Annotated in this window: 20 protein-coding genes and 1 pseudogene; 8 read left to right on the forward strand and 13 right to left on the reverse strand. The window is 47.8% G+C overall.

Going from position 1 to position 18725, the window contains the following annotated elements; all coding sequences use genetic code 11:
* Nucleotides 1-4: 4 nt before the first annotated feature.
* On the reverse strand, nt 5-226 hold the full coding sequence (locus QMK20_RS21255) for an alpha/beta-type small acid-soluble spore protein (protein WP_025686385.1): 222 nt from the start codon (nt 224-226) through the stop codon (nt 5-7).
* Between the two features lie 120 nt (nt 227-346).
* Between QMK20_RS21255 and QMK20_RS21260 the strand changes: the two genes are divergently transcribed.
* On the forward strand, nt 347-514 hold the full coding sequence (locus QMK20_RS21260; protein ID WP_014277888.1) for a hypothetical protein: 168 nt from the start codon (nt 347-349) through the stop codon (nt 512-514).
* Between the two features lie 46 nt (nt 515-560).
* On the opposite strand, the gene trpS is transcribed toward QMK20_RS21260, so the two are convergent.
* Nucleotides 561-1550, reverse strand: coding sequence for a tryptophan--tRNA ligase (gene trpS / locus QMK20_RS21265; protein ID WP_283653204.1), 990 nt, complete (start codon nt 1548-1550; stop codon nt 561-563).
* A 458-nt stretch (nt 1551-2008) separates the two neighbouring features.
* Here trpS and QMK20_RS21270 point away from each other — a divergent pair, with 458 nt between their 5' ends.
* Complete coding sequence (locus QMK20_RS21270) at nt 2009-2974, forward strand: aldose 1-epimerase (protein ID WP_283653205.1); 966 nt, start codon at nt 2009-2011, stop codon at nt 2972-2974.
* 90 nt (nt 2975-3064) lie between these two features.
* Nucleotides 3065-3304, forward strand: coding sequence for an alpha/beta-type small acid-soluble spore protein (locus QMK20_RS21275; protein WP_044645425.1), 240 nt, complete (start codon nt 3065-3067; stop codon nt 3302-3304).
* A 124-nt stretch (nt 3305-3428) separates the two neighbouring features.
* On the opposite strand, the gene QMK20_RS21280 is transcribed toward QMK20_RS21275, so the two are convergent.
* Nucleotides 3429-3830, reverse strand: coding sequence for an O-methyltransferase (locus QMK20_RS21280; protein WP_283653206.1), 402 nt, complete (start codon nt 3828-3830; stop codon nt 3429-3431).
* A 260-nt stretch (nt 3831-4090) separates the two neighbouring features.
* Nucleotides 4091-5878 carry a M3 family oligoendopeptidase gene (locus QMK20_RS21285; protein WP_283653207.1) on the reverse strand — a complete coding sequence of 596 codons (1788 nt, stop codon included), beginning with the start codon at nt 5876-5878 and terminating at the stop codon, nt 4091-4093.
* 96 nt (nt 5879-5974) lie between these two features.
* Between QMK20_RS21285 and QMK20_RS21290 the strand changes: the two genes are divergently transcribed.
* Both QMK20_RS21290 and QMK20_RS21295 read left to right on the forward strand, forming a co-directional pair.
* Nucleotides 5975-6145 (forward strand): YycC family protein, encoded by a 171-nt coding sequence (locus QMK20_RS21290; RefSeq protein WP_283653208.1) that lies wholly within the window; start codon nt 5975-5977, stop codon nt 6143-6145.
* Nucleotides 6142-6378 (forward strand): hypothetical protein, encoded by a 237-nt coding sequence (locus QMK20_RS21295; RefSeq protein WP_082067120.1) that lies wholly within the window; start codon nt 6142-6144, stop codon nt 6376-6378. Before QMK20_RS21290 ends, QMK20_RS21295 begins: the two co-directional genes overlap by 4 nt.
* Before the next feature lie 89 nt (nt 6379-6467).
* Here QMK20_RS21295 and QMK20_RS21300 read toward each other — a convergent pair whose 3' ends face one another.
* Nucleotides 6468-7178, reverse strand: a complete 711-nt coding sequence (locus tag QMK20_RS21300; protein ID WP_283653209.1) for a DUF2225 domain-containing protein — start codon at nt 7176-7178, stop codon at nt 6468-6470.
* A 42-nt stretch (nt 7179-7220) separates the two neighbouring features.
* Nucleotides 7221-7598: a globin domain-containing protein gene (locus QMK20_RS21305; protein ID WP_044645421.1), complete on the reverse strand. Its 378-nt coding sequence runs from the start codon at nt 7596-7598 to the stop codon at nt 7221-7223.
* A 414-nt stretch (nt 7599-8012) separates the two neighbouring features.
* On the opposite strand from QMK20_RS21305, the gene ylbJ reads away from it, so the two are divergent.
* Nucleotides 8013-9347, forward strand: coding sequence for a sporulation integral membrane protein YlbJ (gene ylbJ, locus QMK20_RS21310; protein WP_283653210.1), 1335 nt, complete (start codon nt 8013-8015; stop codon nt 9345-9347).
* Between the two features lie 66 nt (nt 9348-9413).
* Nucleotides 9414-10217, forward strand: a complete 804-nt coding sequence (locus QMK20_RS21315; RefSeq protein ID WP_014277899.1) for an NAD kinase — start codon at nt 9414-9416, stop codon at nt 10215-10217.
* 144 nt (nt 10218-10361) lie between these two features.
* Here QMK20_RS21315 and QMK20_RS21320 read toward each other — a convergent pair whose 3' ends face one another.
* Together QMK20_RS21320 and lipA are read right to left on the reverse strand one after the other, a co-directional pair.
* Nucleotides 10362-11288, reverse strand: a complete 927-nt coding sequence (locus QMK20_RS21320) for a YutD family protein (RefSeq protein ID WP_283653211.1) — start codon at nt 11286-11288, stop codon at nt 10362-10364.
* 24 nt (nt 11289-11312) lie between these two features.
* Nucleotides 11313-12215: a lipoyl synthase gene (gene lipA / locus QMK20_RS21325; RefSeq protein WP_283653212.1), complete on the reverse strand. Its 903-nt coding sequence runs from the start codon at nt 12213-12215 to the stop codon at nt 11313-11315.
* A gap of 249 nt (nt 12216-12464) precedes the next feature.
* On the opposite strand from lipA, the gene QMK20_RS21330 reads away from it, so the two are divergent.
* Complete coding sequence (locus QMK20_RS21330) at nt 12465-13568, forward strand: M23 family metallopeptidase (RefSeq protein ID WP_283653213.1); 1104 nt, start codon at nt 12465-12467, stop codon at nt 13566-13568.
* A gap of 28 nt (nt 13569-13596) precedes the next feature.
* On the opposite strand, the gene yunB is transcribed toward QMK20_RS21330, so the two are convergent.
* The 5 genes and pseudogenes from yunB to QMK20_RS21355 form a co-directional block, all read right to left on the reverse strand.
* Nucleotides 13597-14400 carry a sporulation protein YunB gene (gene yunB / locus QMK20_RS21335; RefSeq protein ID WP_283653214.1) on the reverse strand — a complete coding sequence of 268 codons (804 nt, stop codon included), beginning with the start codon at nt 14398-14400 and terminating at the stop codon, nt 13597-13599.
* Between the two features lie 146 nt (nt 14401-14546).
* Nucleotides 14547-15476: an aldo/keto reductase gene (locus tag QMK20_RS21340; RefSeq protein ID WP_283653215.1), complete on the reverse strand. Its 930-nt coding sequence runs from the start codon at nt 15474-15476 to the stop codon at nt 14547-14549.
* 83 nt (nt 15477-15559) lie between these two features.
* The gene (locus QMK20_RS21345) at nt 15560-16396 is read right to left on the reverse strand and encodes a carbohydrate ABC transporter permease (protein WP_283653216.1); all 837 of its coding nucleotides are present in this window, start codon (nt 16394-16396) and stop codon (nt 15560-15562) included.
* 7 nt (nt 16397-16403) lie between these two features.
* A pseudogene (locus QMK20_RS21350) lies at nt 16404-17300 on the reverse strand (carbohydrate ABC transporter permease); the annotation flags it as partial.
* A gap of 32 nt (nt 17301-17332) precedes the next feature.
* Entirely contained in the window at nt 17333-18697 is a 1365-nt protein-coding gene (locus QMK20_RS21355) for an ABC transporter substrate-binding protein (protein WP_283653217.1), read from the reverse strand.
* Nucleotides 18698-18725 lie beyond the last annotated feature (28 nt).

The following is an 18725-nucleotide window of genomic DNA, read 5'->3' on the forward strand; positions in this document are numbered from 1 at the left end:
TGTATTACTGCATACGGCCACTGCCCGACAAGGATTGCTCTGCTTGTTGGACCAGCTTTTTAGTGATGTATCCCCCGAGAGAGCCTGTTTCGCGGGAAACGACGTTACCGTAGTAACCATCCTGAGGGATTGTGATGCCGAGTTCTTGAGCGGCCTCATATTTTAATTGTTGTAAAGCGGCGTTGGCCTGCGGTACTTGCAGGTTGTTTGAACGACGTCTGCTCATATTTGAATCTCCTTTCAGTTCTTTGTGAGTGAGGTTCATTGCAAGCTTGCAAGATTATTATGGCTCGCTTACACCTGCTTATTCCTAAAATTCAACATTCGAACGCTGGAGGTTTTTTCCATGAGCAAAGGTCTATCACTGTGGTTCGCCGTTTCATCCATTGTCCTGCTGACGGCAGCCGCCATATCCATCAGTTATTCCGCTTGGCTTGCCATTTTACTGGGCCTTCTCTCTGTTGGCAACATCGGCTGGGGCTTTGTTATCAAGGCCAAACAACGTCGCTCCTGAGACATTCACATTCCTGTCAAACGCCTGATTGCGTTGGCCTGCGTTCTTAGCGCTTGCGGGGCAGAAACCCCATACGTTCTTTGACCGCAGCCAGCGTGATTTCAGCCGCTTCTTGCGCCCGCTCTGCGGATTGGGCCAAAATGCGTCCAATCTCACCGGATTCCCGGATGTCACGATAACGCTGTTGAATAGGCTCCAGGGTGGCTACAACCGCCTCTGCCAGCTCTTTTTTGAACGTACCGTACATTTGACCTTCATAGCGATTCTGTACTTCCTGAAGCGACAGGCCCGTACACTGGCTGTAAATTCCCATCAGATTGCTGATCTCAGGTTTGCTTGCCGGGTCATATTTAACCTCACTGCCGGAATCAGTGGTAGCGCGACTGATTTTCTTGCGAATGACTTTCGGTTCATCCAGCAGAGCGATATAGCTGCCAGCATTCGGATTGCTTTTGCTCATTTTTTTAGAGGCATCATCCAATGACATAATTCGTGCGCCCACCTCAGGGATATACGGGTCGGGAACAGTGAAATAATCTCCGTAGCGGTGATTGAAACGACCTGCCAAATCGCGTGTCAGCTCCAGATGCTGCTTTTGATCTTCACCTACCGGAACCAAATCCGCATTGTAAAGCAAAATATCAGCTGCCATCAGTGCTGGGTATACGAACAATCCCGCACCTACCGAGTCCTTACCCGCCGATTTGTCCTTGAACTGGGTCATACGTTCCAGCTCGCCCATATGGGTCAGGGTTGTCATCAACCATCCCAGCTCCGCATGCTGAGGTACATGGGACTGTAAAAAGACGTTGGATTGCTCGGGGTTAATACCTGCTGCAATAAATAATGCCGCCACGGCCTCCGACTGTTCACGCAATTGAGCCGGTTCCTGCGGCACCGTAATGGCATGAAGGTCTACGACCATAAAGTAACAGCGATGATCCTCTTGCAACTTGACAAAGTTTTTCATTGCACCGATATAATTGCCCAAAGTAAGCTGCCCGCTGGGCTGAATGCCTGAAAGAACAGTTTTCATATTCATCATTCCTCCTGAAATTTATTGAAACAATTGAACGCAAAAAGGCCCCGCATCCTCAAGGGACGCGAGACCGTGGTACCACCCTTATTCATTGCCTTCAGCCTGTTACTTGTCGGAGTCATGCCCCGTGGCTGCTTGCAATCTTATAGCTCCGTTAACGGGGAGCAATCGGCCGTCATACTGAGGAAGAATGCTTCCTGTTCTGTACGGCACTCCAAGGTCCATTCAGCAGTGCAGGCTCACCGGTTCGCATCTACCACCGGCTTTCTGAAGAGCGTATGCGAAGGCTTACTTGTCCTCATCATCGCGTTATCCATGTCATTACATCGTAAACTACATTTATGATAATTCCGCATCCTGTAATTGTCAAATGACGATTGTACCCTGCGAGCAAAAATCTGTTATCATAATGACACGAAGCTTCAACCGATTATAGTGGACAAAGGAGCATGGATATGAAACAAGTGACCAAAGAACATTGGAATGGTTACGACACGTATGTTTTACATAGCCCTGAGCTGGAAGTTACGATGATCCCCCGTCTCGGGAATAATATTATCTCGGTGCGTGATCTGAAGCTGGATCGGGATATCGTACGGCGTCCTGGCGAGGAAGAACTGGCCTTTTATTTGCAAAAGCCGTATCATTTTGGCTTGCCGATTCTGATCCCTCCCGGCCGAATCCGCAAAGGACAATTCGAGTTTGACGGTGTTCCCTATCAGTTTGATCGGAATACGGCCAACGACAATCATATACACGGGCTGCATCGTAATCAATCCTGGCGTTGCAGTGATATTGAAGAAGATGAGGAAGGTTGCAGCGTGACCACTGAGCTGTTGACGGAAAGTGATCCGCACTGGATGGAGCAGTTTCCTATTCCCCTACGGCTGGAGATGACTTACCGCTTGCAGGGACCTGTATTGAGTCAAACGCTGCGTGTAACGAATCTGGGTGACAAAGCAGCCCCGTTCGGCTTGGGATACCACACCTGGTTTATGGTGGACGGAGAGCCTGAGCGCTGGCGCCTGAAGCTGCCTGTGAACGGCGTATATGAGCAAGACGCTGAACAGCTCCCAACAGGTACAATCACTCCTTTGAATGACTTGGAGCCGCTCTCTACGGGACTTTCCCTGAAAGGAACGAATCTGGATACGCTGCTGCGAGCATCGGAAGGGCCTGCTGAGGCCCTGTTGACCCGTGATGACGGTTATCAGATTCGCTACACAGCAGATGAACAATACTTTAAGTATTGGGTGTTGTATACCAAGGGTGAATGCGATCAGTATCTTTGCATCGAGCCTTATACCTGGCTGTCTGATGCACCCAATTTACACGATCCTGTGGGGGCAGGCGGGCTGATTCGTCTGGAGCCTCAGCAATCCATTAACCTGAAAACTCAGATTCATATGATATATCCGTAATTTCCCTCTATTCATTTTCCTTCCTTCGGCGCATATTTTCATAACTCTGTCGCATAATAACCTCATCACAGCCGAAGGAGGTGACTACACATGGCTAATGGAGCTAATCAAGGCAGAGGACGCCGCAGTAACAACCTGGTCGTACCTCAGGCCACCAACGCACTGCAACAATTGAAATATGAAGCAGCACAAGAACTCGGCATCACCATTCCGGCAGACGGTTATTATGGTGACATGCCATCCCGTGAGGCTGGTTCTCTGGGAGGTTATATCACTAAACGCTTGGTACAGCTGGCCGAACAGCAATTATCAGGTCGTTCAGGTCAATAAGCGTCATTATTCCACATGAAGCATTCCGTTTATCGCTTTTAACCAAAATGCGATAAGGCGGGCATATAACAAAGGCGGTCTTCCCCAGGAAGGCCGCCCTTTCTTTACTCTTTAATATGGATGATTATTCCGAATTAGCCGCTCGGTATGTAGGCTTGTTATAACGGATCATGAGATTCGCCATGTTATAATTCGATTCCAGCGTAGCATCCACCAGAATGGTTCCCTGTCTGACGGCAAAATCAAAAGCAATTTCACCATGAGTCCAACTACGCTTGTGATTTAGTGTATCCAGCGCCATACGACGGAAGTCCGCCCGATGATCTACAGACAGCCCAGGTTCCACCGCTCCAAATGTACCACCTTTACCTGCAATCGGATTATGACGGATACCAAATTTTCCAACCACGTTGTTACGTATTTGAACAAATACAGTTCCTGACGATAAACCCGCCAGTTCATCATCCAGCTCTTTAAAAACGATATCCATCTGCCTTACTAACGACAATTGACCTACTTCACTCATTACAAAAATCCCCCTATATACCTGTTTCAAAACCATTAATAGGTCTTATGACTCAATTATATGCGAAGCTTTTTAACGTTACAATCATAAACAACATAAATGGGCATTTATAACTAATTTCTAAGTATATCCATCAATTTAAATTTCGCCAACAGGTAATACCAACTCTAATTCGACATATTACGACTTTATCCCTCATCTTCTGCAAGAATTGCAAAAAAGGCCCCCCTTGCGGGAGACCTGATTGGAGTGTATATCCGTTATTCCGTCATTTGCAAAAATTGCTCAATATCCTGAACTGTGACTTGCGCGGCATTACGCCAGAAGTCAGCCTGTGTTAAATCGGTCCCCAGATGCTTGGAGGCCAATTCTTCCACCGTCATGCGACCCGTATCACGCAGCAAGGCATCATATTGATCAGCAAAGCCATCTGAATTTTTCTTCGCAAAGGCGTAAATCCCGGCACTGAACATGTATCCAAACGTATATGGGAAGTTGTAGAATGGAGTGTTCGTAATATAGAAATGCAGCTTGGATGCCCAAAAATGAGGGTGAGCCTCATCCAAAACGCCGCTGAACGCTTCACGCTGTGCTTGCTCCATTAATTCTCCCAATTGTTGCGCTCCTACGACCCCTTTTTTCCGCAGCTCGTAAAAACGGGTTTCAAACAGGAAGCGGGCATGGATATTCATGAAAAAGGCTACGCCGCGCTGAATTTTATCCTCCAGCAATGCTACCTTCTCCTGACCCTCGGCAGCCTCCAGCAAAGCATCCGATACAATCAGTTCTGCCAACGTCGAAGCCGTCTCGGCTACGTTCATCGCATAATTTTGATTCAATGGATGCAATTCATTCATCACATGCTGATGATAACCGTGTCCAAGCTCATGGGCCAGTGTCGAAACGTTGGAAGGCGATCCGGCGTAGGTCATGAAAATACGGGTCTCTTTACTAAGACGAAGGGAAGTACAGAATCCACCAGGACGTTTGCCCGGACGATCTTCTGCTTCAATCCAGCTTTTCTCAAAAGCCATTTGAGCAAAATCAGCCATTCTTGGACTGAATTTACCGAATTGCTCAACAATTGTTACGGCTGCATCGTCGTATGGGATTTTAGTAGTAGACGTTCCCAGTGGGGCCTCAACGTCATGCCACGACAGTTTCTCCAGGCCCAGCAGCTTCGCCTTCCGCTCCAGATATTTAACCAGCACAGGCTTCGTTTCATTAATGACCTGCCACATTGTATCCAGCGTCTGTGCCGACATGCGGCTGATCTCCAGCGGCTCCTTGAGCACGTCCGTCCAGCCCCGGTTTTCATACAGCTTGAGGCGGAAGCCTGCCAGATGATTAAGCGTATCCGCACAATAGTCCTCAACCTTGGTCCATGCTTCTTCCCAACGTGTGAACACTTCTTGACGCACACTACGATCCGGTTCATCCAGCTTGTTGGCAGCCTGCCCTACGGACAGATTTACGATTTCTCCATTCTCTGGAACAGGGATCGTCATATTTTTGACAATCGTGTCATAAAAATCACCCCAACCGTGGTAGCCGTCCACAGCCAAATCCAATGCCAGACTTTCCAGCTCAGGTGCCATTTTCTCACGAGCCTCGTTCCGGTATTCATTCAGGACAAAAGAGAACGGCTTAATCGCTTCCCGTTCCATCCACTTCTGCCAAATGTCTTCACTCGTTTGTGCAAGCAAGTTCTGGAATGAAACCAAAGCACTTTTCCCCTGTGCATACAGCGTATTTATGCGTGCGCCCAGTTCAACAGCCTGCTTGTCATGTTGGTTCTGAGCAGTCAGACAGGAAACAAAGGAACCTGCTTGCGATGCTCCGTTAAACAGCTCTTGCATAGCGCTCAGCACACTATCCAGACGCTCGGTATCCAATACCGTTTGCGGTACCTTGGCTGATTTAAGCTGGGACTGCAATTGTTGAACCTTGCTCTCCAGTTCCTCCAAAAATGCTTTAAATGAGGGAGAGGAAGACCCCCCACTAAATATGGATTCCAAATCCCATGTTTGCTTCAATGGTGTTTTCATAGCAGTTCCACCTTTCTTTTTGGCGAATCATGTGGTTTCATATACAATAAAGCTACATCGTGATGGTAAAATCACTACAATTGGGAGGAATACAGGATGAGACCTTTACAAATTTCGCCGGAAACGGCTGTGAAATTATCCGAAAAGCTCGGCATTCCGCTGGAACATCTCATGCATACACCCCAGCATATTCTGATGCAAAAGCTGGCCGAACTGGCCAAAGAAGAAACCGCTAACCCGAACGGCGGTGAATCGGACAAATCATGATTCCTTTTCACAAAACCTGGCCTTATGACATTGTCATGGGAGACGTTTATGTACAATATTGTCCGTTTTGCGACCATGAGAACGTCCTGCTACCCCTAAAGCCCAAAGAGCTTAAGCTCATACATGAAGGTATGAAAAAGCTGCTTGTGTTTCCATGCTGCCACAGCAGGATTACTTTGGTGGATTGTGACAACGATTATCTGCTGTCAGATACCACCCTGCGCCATCATTAATTCATGAGGCAGTATTGAGAAAGGTAACCTTTTTTATAAACAAGGTGTGAACCATGAGCCTGAACCGGCCATAGTGCACACCTTTTTTATCAGGAGGAGCTTGCGTCCTGCATTTCCTCCGGCAGTTGAATATCTTTAGCCAGCATTTGTTCTCTCAATACAGCCCATTGTTCACGGGAAGCCCGGATCATAGCCGCATCCATAATTTTCTTGTCATTAATGACACGTGAAAACCAGCGAACCGCTTCGTTAAAGTTGCCTGTACGTCGATGCAATTCTCCAATCAGATAGAGAAGCTTGGCATTATTCGCCCCGACACCTTCCAACTCATAGACTCGAATATAGGAGTCCAGACTAAACTTTAGAAACCGAAGCTCCTGCTCCTCGTTCCCCTGGTATCGGTACATCCACGCGATATGCTGTAGCAGGCTGGCTATCACCCGTTCCTTTTCCCCGATGACCTGCGCACACAGTAAACCCAGCTTGTACGTTTCCAGCGCCTCTTCCCAGTTGCGATGTCCGCTATACTCACGGGATTGCCAGCGATTACCAATTTTGTCCTTAAACAGCTTGTTCTGTTGATCGCTTAACTGAACGGTAGAATGCTCTGTCGAGGTAAATCCGCAATGAGGACAAACCCGTACGACATAAAAATCGGGATTTTCATTCTTGTAATACGCGCAGAAGTCTGAATCCGTACGAATTGCCTTCTTTAGGCTCGGTCTGACACGAGATGTCTGAAATTCTTCTTCACAAAGCGGACAAGAGATTTTAATCTGATATAACGGTTCAAGTTCCAATGTTTTTACAACCCTCTCCAAAATTCGGCAATCCCCGCAAGTTTACGGGGTATTTACAAAATGATGCGCAGGACCGGACAATCGGTTAAGTATAAATGAACGAAGCGGCTCCTCAATGCCTGTATCCGTTAACGCACCCGCCATGCAGGACAACCACGCCTCTGCTCGCTCCTCCGTTACGGGAAACTTCATATGTCTGGCACGTAACATCGGGTGACCATAGGCATCTGAAAACAGGGATGGTCCGCCAAAAAACTGGCTCAGGAACATATACTGTCTTTCCTTGACCGACTCTATGTCTTCAGGAAACAGCGGACTTAACAACGGATCTTTATAAACTCTCGGGTAGAAGGCCTCAATAATAGCACGAACGCCTTCCGCACCCCCAAGATTGTCATAAATGCTCAGGCTAGGATTCACTTTTCCCCCAACTTTCTGTGCTATGGTAATAAATATACACCCGTATTATAACAAAAAACAAAAAATGACGCTAAGAATAAGCGTCATCTTATCATTTCACATATACAGACAGGCTTGCACGACTTACAAACAGGTCCGCCATTCTACAAACACAGCTAATAACTCCGCCAATCCTCTTCACCGGGATGGACGAGAGAGGCACGAATAACATACACAAAAGCACATACGAGCAGACCGGCAACGATACTCATCCTGATCACTCCATCCTTAAGGTTATGGATCGTTGTTTTTTTAATTTTAACATAATCTTTACAAAAATACAGCATTTCGCGCAAACGCTTTCTTGACTTTTTGGTACTCTTTGTCCATCCTCGTCCATAGAAATAGTAGTAGAACTCCAAAGGAGGGGCCTCTATGCCGCTGTACCGCCGTTACTCACTCCCTTTGCTCATTCTTATGCTGCTATTCCTATTTATACTTATGGCGGCGCACCCGCAATCTTCTCTGAATGCCGGACTTCGTGGTCTAGCCATTTGGTGGGACGTGCTGTTTCCGTCTTTGTTCCCGTTTTTCGTTATTTCCGAGCTGCTGCTCGGTTTTGGCATCGTTCATTTTATAGGTACACTGCTGGACCCGCTTATGCAGCCTTTGTTCCGTGTACCCGGTTGCGGAGGCTTTGTTGCCGCTGTCAGTTGTGCATCCGGCTACCCGATTGGAGCCAAATTAACGGCCAAGCTGTGGGAGCAAAAATGGATCACCCGTATCGAAGGAGAACGGCTGGTCGCCTTTACAACTTCCTCTGATCCGATATTCCTGATCGGTGCCGTTTCCGTCGGCTTCTTCCATCAGCCTGAAATTGCAGTCGTGCTGGGCGCTGCCCATTATGGTGGCGTGCTGATCATCGGCCTGCTCATGCGCTTTCACGGTTCCCGCTCGGGGGACGATGATACTCACGGCAACCGTCCCCCGTCTGCTGTAACCGCAGCTGGCCACACCGGGCAGCCAACACCAACATCCCTCGCTGTCGCTCCAAATGCCAAATTAGATGCGTCTTCTGCGCAACGACGCGGACGACTGCGCCAAGCGTTATTTGCTATGCATACAGCACGCTTGGAAGATGGCCGTCCGTTTGGGGAGCTGCTCCGTCAAGCCATTGCTTCCTCCCTCCGTCTTATTATTGTCGTAGGAGGACTGGTTGTATTCTTCTGCGTCATTCTGGAAGCTTTGACGAACTCCGGTTTAATGAGCGGGCTTCGTCTGCTTACAGCAAGCTTGTTGTCCGCCTGCGGCCTTCCTCCTACGTTAACAGATTCCATTGTAGGTGGTATTTTCGAAGTCACTTTAGGGTCACAAGCCGCTGGTGAAGCCACAGGAGCGGCTTTGCCGTTCAAGGTAGCCGCAGCAGCCTTTGTGCTCTCCTGGGGCGGACTATCGGTTCATGCACAGGTCGCGAGTATTTTGAATACGACGAATCTCCGGTACCTGCCGTTTTTGCTGGCTCGGGCTGCGCACGGCATCATCTCTGCTCTGCTGGCTCTCGTGCTATGGCGTCCGCTCATGGGTGAGGGAAGCTCGCCGGTCTTTTCTCCGATATACGTTATCACCTGGTCTCCCGGCTTCTCATCCACTGTGCTGTGGCAAAGCCTGCTATTCCTTACCTGCCTGCTGATAGCCATGCTCTGTCTCTCTTGGTTGAGTGCAGGCACAAGCCGCTTATTCGCACGTCTGAGGGGAGCGTCCAGGCAATGAACGATTGTGTTCTTGCTCATAATTGATTATGATCGGTATATACCCATGACAAAGGAGCTTTTCATCTTGAGATATTATGTTCTGGATCGCGGGGATCAGCACTCCATGGACTTGAGTCAGCAGTTTCACCGTCTTGCCCAAGAAAAGAATTTCAAGCTGGATGCCGAATCGCCGGAAATCGTCGTGTCTATTGGAGGCGACGGTACTATGCTGCATGCGTTTCATACCTTCATCGACCGACTTTCGGATATAGCCTTTGTTGGTGTACATACCGGTCATCTGGGCTTTTATGCCGATTGGCGTGCGGACGAGCTGGAGGAGCTAATCCACCTGATGAGCCAAAGCGGATCAGAGGGACCCCTTAAACCGAGAATCGTCAAGTATCCATTGATCGAGCTGGAGATTCACAAGAAGTCGGGAAATGCTTCTTTTATTGCGTTGAATGAATTTACGTTAAAAGGGGTCGATGGCACTGTCGTTGCACAAGTGGATATTAACGATGTCACTTTCGAAATGTTCCGCGGAGACGGAATATGCGTTTCTACCCCTTCAGGTACGACTGCCTATAACAAAGCACTCGGCGGAGCTATGGTTCACCCCACCATTGAAGCGTTGCAATTAACCGAGATCGCTTCCATTAACAACCGGGTGTATCGGACACTTGGATCGCCATTGTTGCTGCCCAAGCACCATCATTGTGATATTTTTTCGAGAAAAGATCAGCGTCTTCTGTTGACGGTAGATCATCTGAACTTCCCTGTGGATGATTTGATTTCTGTTCGTTGTCAGGTCTCCAGTCACAAAGTCAGCTTCGCTCGTTATCGTCCCTTTCCATTTTGGGATCGGGTACGCATTGCCTTTCTTAATTAGGCAAGCTGCTTTCGAATACACATAGAACTTAAAAGTACTAGTACAAGCAAAAAGAGCCAACCTTGGCTCTTTTTGCTTGTATGATAGGACCAACTCAATCCATAGTTGATCTTTTTACCAGTAAACAAAAACGGCTCCTGAAATTCAGGAACCGTTTTGTTGTGGAGCTGTGAATGTTTTATTCTTTTTGCTTCCCTCAGCTCTTTCGGCTTTGGCAGCAGGCTGCGCCTGACGCTGGCCTCCAGAATCACGTGAGACGCGGACTTGCCGTCCCTCCCGGTTTTCCTTCGGTTGACGCTCATAGCGTGGGCCACGGGATTCCTTTTTCTCGAAATTCCCTTGCTGATTACGCTGTTTCCGTGGTTCCCGGGCTTGCTGCCCTTCACCGGAAATTCGTCCATCCTTCGCCTCACGTGGTTCTCTCGGCTGACGCGAATCACGTGCTTCTCGTGGCTCACGCTGTCGATTCCCTTCACGTCCTTCTCTGGACGGACGACTTTCACGGAATTCTCGTGGCTGTCGCTCACGCGGTTCCTGGACTTCCCTTGGTTCCCGTTGTTGCAACTCCCGTGAGTCCCGAATTTCCTGAGCTTCACGCGGCTGCTCCACTCGCAGCTCCTCGGTTTCCCTAGACTCGCGACTTGGCTCCGGCCATTCCCGTTCTTCTCCGTCTGCGCGTTGCAGCACTTCTTGCGGCTCTCCGGCTCCAACCGTTTCCATTGGTTCCGCTTGAGGTTCTGCCAACTGTTGATGATCCGGGGAAACGGATTCATCATTGTTTTCATTCTTGCTGAGCACTTCGCGGCTCTTAAGCAGCACAAAATAAGCACAACCGAAATTACAATATTCATTAATGTAATCGTCCAGTACTGCTATGGATGTATCTTTGTTGGCCTTGGGATGCCCGTCACGGTAAAAACCCTTTAGACGTAGCTGATTGTAACCCCAGTCACCAATAATATAATCATAGCGCTCCAGCACTTCACTATACCGATCACGAAAAGCTTCGGGATTCCACCCGTTCTTGTGATCCTGCAACACTTCATAGTTTTTACCACCGATATGAAACAAGCTAATCTGACCGCCTTTCCCGGATCAAGCCTGCGAAAGGGCGCCTTCTTCCTTATGCTGAGCGGCAGATTTCACCTGCTCATGCGCTTGGTAGGAGCTGCGGACCAACGGACCAGATTCGACGTGGCTGAACCCCCGTTGTAATCCCTCTTCCTTTAACTTCGCAAAATCTTCCGGTGGGTAATATTTTTGCACATACAAATGTTTCTCGGATGGCTGCAAATATTGTCCAATTGTCATAATATCGCAATCGACTTTACGCAGATCATCCATGGTTTGTAAGATCTCGTCCCACTCTTCTCCCACACCCAGCATGATACTGGATTTGGTAGGGATGGACGGATTTAATTGCTTTGCACGTTGAAGAAGCTCCAGGGAGCGACGGTATTTGGCCTTGGCCCGAACTTTATCGGACATCCGCTCCACCGTTTCAATATTATGATTCAAAATATCTGGCTTGGCATCCATGACAATACGCAGCGATTCGATATCGCCCATAAAATCGGGAATCAACACTTCTACGCTGCAAAAAGGCAAACGACGACGAATCGCCCGCACCGTTTCTGCAAATATAGTGGCTCCCCCATCCTTCAAATCATCGCGGGCCACACTGGTTACGACACAGTGTTTCAAGTTCATGTTTTCAGCCGCTTCCGCGACGCGTTCAGGCTCCTGTAAGTCCAGTTCCGTAGGCATTCCCGTATTCACTGCGCAAAAACGGCACGCACGCGTACAAATATCACCCAAAATCATAAATGTAGCTGTCCTGTTGGCCCAGCATTCATATATATTAGGGCATCGCGCCTCCTCACATACGGTATGTAATGTCTTGGAACGCATCATGCTCTTGATTTCCTGATAGTTATCGCCTGTCGTGAGTTTAATACGAATCCAGTCGGGCTTGGCTTCCTTCACTTTTCTAGACAATGGCATAGACCTTCTTTCTGATAAGCTTGGGCTGTCATTGCCATACATTATAACATGAAAGCCATGGAAAAACCTCCATTCATTGTTCCCTTTTTGATATGACTTTGATGCCGGAAAAGTAAAATCCTTATATGGATAAAAGCGACGGATATGGCTCAATCTAAACCAAAGCGCCCGTACCGATGCCGTTGGATGCGGGCCTGTAATCTACGGGGGCTGTCAAGCTCCCTTATGAGGAGGTTGGTTCACGTGCCTTACCCTAAACGTACAGTCCGCGCTGTTCGCCTGTTGCCGCTGCTGTTATGTGCTACTACATTAACAATGGCCTGTCCGCTTCCTGCTCAGGCCTTGGCCAAACCTTTACAAACATCATCCCAAAGCATTCAGCAAGCACATGTGGCTACTCCAAATTCCCAGTCATCATTGTATACGTTCAGGCTTGCTCTATATCGTTCCGTCGAAGCCTTGACAGGGATTCCCTGGTACAGGCTGGCCGCTATCGACCAGTATGAACGTACGCTTACGATTGCGCATCCCAAGGATCGCAAGCATGCGGAGCGAGTCACAGGTATCTTTGTCACCGCCCCCGTCTGGTCGGGTCTGATGAACCCTGATCCCGAGGATCGGCATCCACGTTCCATTTCTTTTTTTTCCGGATTGGGACAGGACGGTTCGGGTGACGGAATTGCTAACCGTGATGATGACAGGGACTTGCTGTTCAGCATCGCCTCTTATCTCGGTAAATATGGAAGCACAGAGGATGAGTTTTCCATTGCGGTATGGGAATATTACCACAACAGCCGTGCCGTTCAAAGGGTACAGCAGTTTGCCAAGCTGTATCGGACATATGGAAAGCTGGAGCTTGGCAAACAAGCCTTCCCGCTTCCCTTGGGCAGCATTTATAGCTATCGCAGCACTTGGGGCAGTCGTCGGAGCTGGGGCGGTTACCGCATTCATGAAGGAACAGACCTATTCGCTGGCTATGGCGTTCCGGTTCGCAGTACCTGCTACGGCGTAGTGGAAATGAAAGGCTGGAATCCATTCGGTGGATGGCGAATCGGGATTCGGGATCTCAGCAACCGCTATCACTACTATGCGCACCTCTCTGGCTTTGACAAGACCGTTCACAACGGGGACATTGTCAAGCCAGGTCAGATTGTCGGCTGGGTCGGAAGCTCGGGTTACGGCAAGCCCGGTACCCAGGGTAAATTCCCGCCACATCTGCACTACGGCATATACCGGGACAACGGTTGGATGGACTGGTCCTTTGACCCGTATCCGTTATTAAGACAATGGGAGCAAACGGAGCGTAAAGCGCTCAAAACCAGTAAAGTAAAAGGGACCTCCACATAAGGTCCCTTCACATTCCACTTGCCTTCGCTTATGGCGTTGGAGATGAAGTGGTGGGTTCGTCTTGCTGCATCTGTGGAACACTCTCTATGCCGGAATCCGCAGCGCCTCTCTCTATCGAATGGGGTGGCAGCGCCAAATTAGGGGCGATGGCTCCATTTTTACCAACGGGCTTACCCTGATTATCATAGTAGTACATCGGGACATTGCCCACCACGAGCAAATAAGACACCGGAATTTCCGTCTCCACAATCTGAGGCTGCATTTCAAAAGGAATCACGACGGACACCTCCGTCGTAATCCGAATATACACCTCCACCAAAATCATGTTGATGCCCGCATCCTGCTGACGTGTATTTAAATCTACCTTGATTGCTCCATGCGGCTCCACCTTGAGTGGAACCTTCGGGCCATAGGCTGCCAACAGCGGACTACCCAATGCCTGACCGATTGGAACGCTCTCATCAAAATGGCTCATGCTGTCCATCGTTGCCTTGACTGCCTTGAGCGTATCCGAAGTAATTCTCATATGCTCCGCATAATTCAGAACAAAGCCGGAGGTTTTCCCTTGCGCATCCGTTCTCCATTCGATCAGTTTATCAGCGGTCTCCCCCTGCTCCACCTGCGCAGTAATCGCTGAATTAATGGCCTCCGTCGCCATTTGCTTGACCCGCACTTTTGCCAAATGCATCATAGGCGGTTTCAAATGCTGCTCCACATAAGAGGCAATCTGTACGATTCCTACCAGCAGTATCAGCCCCACAATGAGCCATACTCTGCGTCTGCCTTGTCTTCTTCTGTTGGGCCGGCTATGCCAATGCGGTCTTCTCTTCATCCCGATCCCCCCGCAGCGATGAGCTTACCCTACAAGGATATGCGAGGGGTACACGAAAAAGAAGCTGCCCGTCCGGCAGCTCCCTTGGGTGTGCTAAAAATATATAATTCCCGATGTGACTCTTAATTCAGGATTTCGCAAAATATTTAAAAAATACGGTCAATCTTTTCAATATCCGCCTGGCTCAGTTGAACATCCAGCGTTTTCAGATTCGCCAGAACCTGCTCCGGCCCCTTCGCCCCTGGAATGAGGGCATCAATCGAATCGCGGGTCAGATACCATGCGAGCACAACATGAGCGACCTCTGCATTCAACGCATTGGCAATCTGCCGTACCTGCTCCACTTTGTCCAAATTACGAGCAAATGCCTCTCCCTGGAATAATGGACTTTTCGCTCTGTTGTCTGTGAAGGTTGTGTCTTTCGTATACTTACCGCCCAGCAATCCGGAAGCCAGCGGGAAATAAGGCACAAACGAAATGCCATTGGCCTTGGTGTAAGGCAGCAGTTCCTTTTCCGCTTCCCGTTGGAGCAAATTATATTCGGATTGAAGCACATCTACATAGCCGTCACTATTCGCATCCTTAAGTTGTTCAATGGAAAAGTTAGATACGCCTATGGCCTTGATTTTGCCTTCGTCCTTGAGCTTCTTCAATTCTCCGACAGCCTCTGCCTTCGGCGTAGCTTCATCCGGGAAATGGATATAAAAAAGATCAATATAATCGGTCTGCAATCTTTTCAGACTGGATTCGACGGATTCACGTAAAAAAGCAGGCGAGTTGTCAACAACAACCTCTCCGTTCACAAATTTGTGTGCCCCCTTGGTCGCAATGACAGCTTCCTCACGTTTACCGCGCTCCTTCAGCACCTCACCGATCAACCGCTCTGAGTGCTCAGGTCCATAAATAAAAGCCGTATCCAGAAAATTGATGCCGTTGTCCAAAGCTGTGCGAACGACTTCTTTGCCCGTTTCATCGTTCAAACCGGAAAAAAGATTATGTCCTCCCACCTTATTTGCACCCAAACCGATTTGCTTTACATATAGATCTGTTTTGCCAATACGCACTTGCTCTGCCAATTCACGTCATCTCCTTTTCGAAAGTTACTTCCATTTTAATATTAAATTCCAAAAAAATCAAAGTGCGTACCTGGCAGTGGCTCTTATCCTTTAATCCCCGTTAAGGCAATCCCTTCCATAAAATACTTCTGTCCTATGGCAAACAAAATAATAGCAGGCAAGACAACAATTAAAGAAGCTGCCATCAAAACGCCCCATTGAGCCGAATATATTCCCTGAAACTGCTGTAGCCCAATCGCCAACGTAAATTTGCTCTCATCATTAAGATAAACCAGCGGTCCCATAAAATCATTCCATGTATTCAAAAACGTAAACAATCCGATAACCAAAATTGCCGACCTCGACAAAGGTAAAATAATGCGAGTAAAGATGGTAAAATGGTTGCCTCCATCCACAAATACAGCTTCATCCAGTTCTCGCGGAAGAGTCATGTAAAATTGTCTGAGCAAAAAGATATTAAAAACGCCTCCACCAAAAAACGAAGGTAACACCAGTGGAACGTACGAATTGACCATGCCTAATGCCTGCCAACCAATAAAAGACGGTATTAGCGTAACCGCAAACGGCAGCATCATGCTGCTTAATAGCACGGCAAATACCTTATCCCTTCCCTTCCATCTCATTCGTGCAAAGCTATAAGCAGAAATCGTACTCGACAGAAGTACACCCGCCAAAGTCCCTGCAACGACGATAAACGTATTCACAAAATAGCGCCCAAACGATAATTCTTCAAACGGCTGTAAAAAATTCTCGAATACAAAAGGCTCGGGAATCCATTTTGGCGGGATCAGGAAAATTTGGCTTAAATCCATCATGGAGCTTCGCACCAGCCAGTAAAAAGGAAACATGCAAAAAAGTGAGCCCACAATGAGAACTGTGTATAGCAACACCCTGCTCCAGCTCCAACCACGTTTTTTCATCCTCAAGCCCCCCGCCTTCGTAATACACCCATTTTCGGGCCGTCTTGAACAGAAAGGCAGTGAATATCAAAACGACAATAAAGAGCACCCAGGCAATAGCACAGGCATAACCCATATTCGAAAACGTAAATGCCTCACGGAACAAATAAAATGTATAAAACAAGCTGGAGTTGTTGGGTCCGCCCTGTGTCATGACGTAAGGCTGAACAAACACCTGAAAGCCTCCAATGAAGCCCATAATCGTATTGAAGAAAATAGTGGGCGATGTCAATGGAATTGTAATATAGATAAGCTTGTGAAGAGCATTCCCACCGTCAATTTCAATGGCTTCATAATAATGTCTAGGTATATCCTGCAAGCCCGCCAGAAAAATAATCATGGTCCCTCCAACGGTCCATAAACTCATTAAAACAAGAGTAGGGACTACCGACCCTTCGCTATAAATCCATTGACTTTCGGGCAAATGCAGCGCACGCAGGACCACATTTAGCAAGCCAAGATCCGGATCAAACAGCCACATCCAAATCATAGACGATGCAATAAGTGGCACAATGGTCGGCAGGTAAAAAACAGTCCTGAAAAAAGCCAGACCTTTTACCTTTTGATTAAGTAATATCGCCAAAAAGAAAGCTACAATAATTTGCAGGGGCACACTCAGAAACACATAATAAAACGTAACCCCAAGCGATTTATAAAAAAACTGATCCGTTCCGTCAAATAATTGGATATAATTATCCAGACCAATAAAATGGGCCTGTGAAGCAACCTTATAATCAGTAAGACTGAACCACAGACTGGCGATCATCGGTCCCAGAACAAAAATGACAAAGCCGAGAATAGCAGGGGCGGCAAAAAGCCACCCCAACCCATTTTCTCTCTTGCGAATAGAAGATAATGATTGCATTCTATCCCTCTCTTTCTGTCAAAACATTCACCCTATTCTTTCGGATACGTACCCTTAAATTCCGCGTTAGCCTTTGCGGAAACCTCCTTGAATGCTTGCTCCACCGTTTTCTTGCCTAGCCATACCTGATCCAACGCCGGGTTAATGATAGCATTGATTTTTTCCGAGTTTTTCAGATAATAGTCGTAAGAATTGACACCGTTATGCAGCGTTTGGTTCATGACAGCATCACGGTACCCATCCGCATGACCTGGTTTAACATCCGCCCATTTGCTAATCAAGTCTGGTTCGGTGTACCATTTTTTCATGACAGGCATCCACAATCCGCTAGAATGCATGTCAAGTCCGCTTTCAGCATCCAGCAAGAATTTATAAAACATCCATGCTTCTTCAGGATGTTTGGTTTTGGCAGAAATCACTTCCGGTTCGCCAAACAGGATCGTTTTGCTGCTTTTCAGTTTAGGTAACACGCCTACACCGAAATTCACCTTCGATTCTCCAAGATCCAGTTGAACCCACTGCCCATCCAGATCCATCGCTACACGTTTACTTTGCAGTGCTACGGCTGGGGAAGGTATATTTTTGGACTGCGTCGGCGACGGTGCCACATGATAAACGTTGATCAGATCAGCCATCTTCTGAACAGCTTCAATCACATCAGGATTCTCAAGATTAAGCGAGTCCCCTTTGTCTGAAATGACACTTGCGTTATTGGAAGGCACAAGCAGATGCCACATCCATGTGTCAAACCGAACTCCATACTGTTTAATGTTACTTGCATCGAAATTGGGACTGAGCGCATTATTTCCCGCTTTATCAATGGTGAGCTTTTGTGCGGTCTCTAAAAACTGCTCCCATGTCCAAGCCTCCTCAGTCTTTACTGGCGGCAAAGCAACACCAGCCTTATCAAACAAATCTTTATTGTAATAGAGCGCGAAGGCTTCCTCAGTTACCTTGATCCCTGCCACTTTGTCCTTATCCCAATAGATGACTGAATTAGGAATGAGACTTTCCTTCGTTAGCTCCTTATCCTCCTTCAAAAATTCATTTAAATTATATAGTTTGCCTTGTTCGGCCCATTGCAGAGCCTGTGCTTTATAAATGGGAAATACATCGGGTGCCTGATTGGCAGCAAACATCGTCGTTAATTTGGTAACGTAGTCCCCGGGGATATGCATATAGTTGATTTTGATCCACGGATATTTCTCTGTGAATTTTTTGGCGATTTCCTGTTGAACTTTCTTTTCATTGGTGCTCCCCCAACTGGCATAAGTCAGTGTCACTTGCTCGTGACCCTGCAAATCTACTGGCTTGCTGCTGCTCTCATTTGAACTACAGGCTGACATAAGCCCAACGATCAAGCACATGCAGACGATCCATAACTTTCGTTTTAACATGAGTAACGCCCCCAAACCGTTTATTTTT

This window comes from Paenibacillus sp. RC334, assembly GCF_030034735.1.
Lineage (GTDB): Bacteria > Bacillota > Bacilli > Paenibacillales > Paenibacillaceae > Paenibacillus > Paenibacillus terrae_A.

Excerpts from the sequence above, each read along its gene's own strand:
- trpS (WP_283653204.1), bottom strand. The coding sequence starts at position 1,550 with ATGAAAACTGTTCTTTCAGGCATTCAGCCCAGCGGGCAGCTTACTTTG.
- QMK20_RS21270 (WP_283653205.1), top strand. The coding sequence starts at position 2,009 with ATGAAACAAGTGACCAAAGAACATTGGAATGGTTACGACACGTATGTT.
- QMK20_RS21275 (WP_044645425.1), top strand. The coding sequence starts at position 3,065 with ATGGCTAATGGAGCTAATCAAGGCAGAGGACGCCGCAGTAACAACCTG.
- QMK20_RS21260 (WP_014277888.1), top strand. The coding sequence starts at position 347 with ATGAGCAAAGGTCTATCACTGTGGTTCGCCGTTTCATCCATTGTCCTG.
- QMK20_RS21290 (WP_283653208.1), top strand. The coding sequence starts at position 5,975 with ATGAGACCTTTACAAATTTCGCCGGAAACGGCTGTGAAATTATCCGAA.
- yunB (WP_283653214.1), bottom strand. The coding sequence starts at position 14,400 with ATGAAGAGAAGACCGCATTGGCATAGCCGGCCCAACAGAAGAAGACAA.
- QMK20_RS21255 (WP_025686385.1), bottom strand. The coding sequence starts at position 226 with ATGAGCAGACGTCGTTCAAACAACCTGCAAGTACCGCAGGCCAACGCC.
- QMK20_RS21345 (WP_283653216.1), bottom strand. The coding sequence starts at position 16,396 with ATGAAAAAACGTGGTTGGAGCTGGAGCAGGGTGTTGCTATACACAGTT.
- QMK20_RS21280 (WP_283653206.1), bottom strand. The coding sequence starts at position 3,830 with ATGAGTGAAGTAGGTCAATTGTCGTTAGTAAGGCAGATGGATATCGTT.
- QMK20_RS21285 (WP_283653207.1), bottom strand. The coding sequence starts at position 5,878 with ATGAAAACACCATTGAAGCAAACATGGGATTTGGAATCCATATTTAGT.
- QMK20_RS21295 (WP_082067120.1), top strand. The coding sequence starts at position 6,142 with ATGATTCCTTTTCACAAAACCTGGCCTTATGACATTGTCATGGGAGAC.
- QMK20_RS21355 (WP_283653217.1), bottom strand. The coding sequence starts at position 18,697 with ATGTTAAAACGAAAGTTATGGATCGTCTGCATGTGCTTGATCGTTGGG.
- ylbJ (WP_283653210.1), top strand. The coding sequence starts at position 8,013 with ATGCCGCTGTACCGCCGTTACTCACTCCCTTTGCTCATTCTTATGCTG.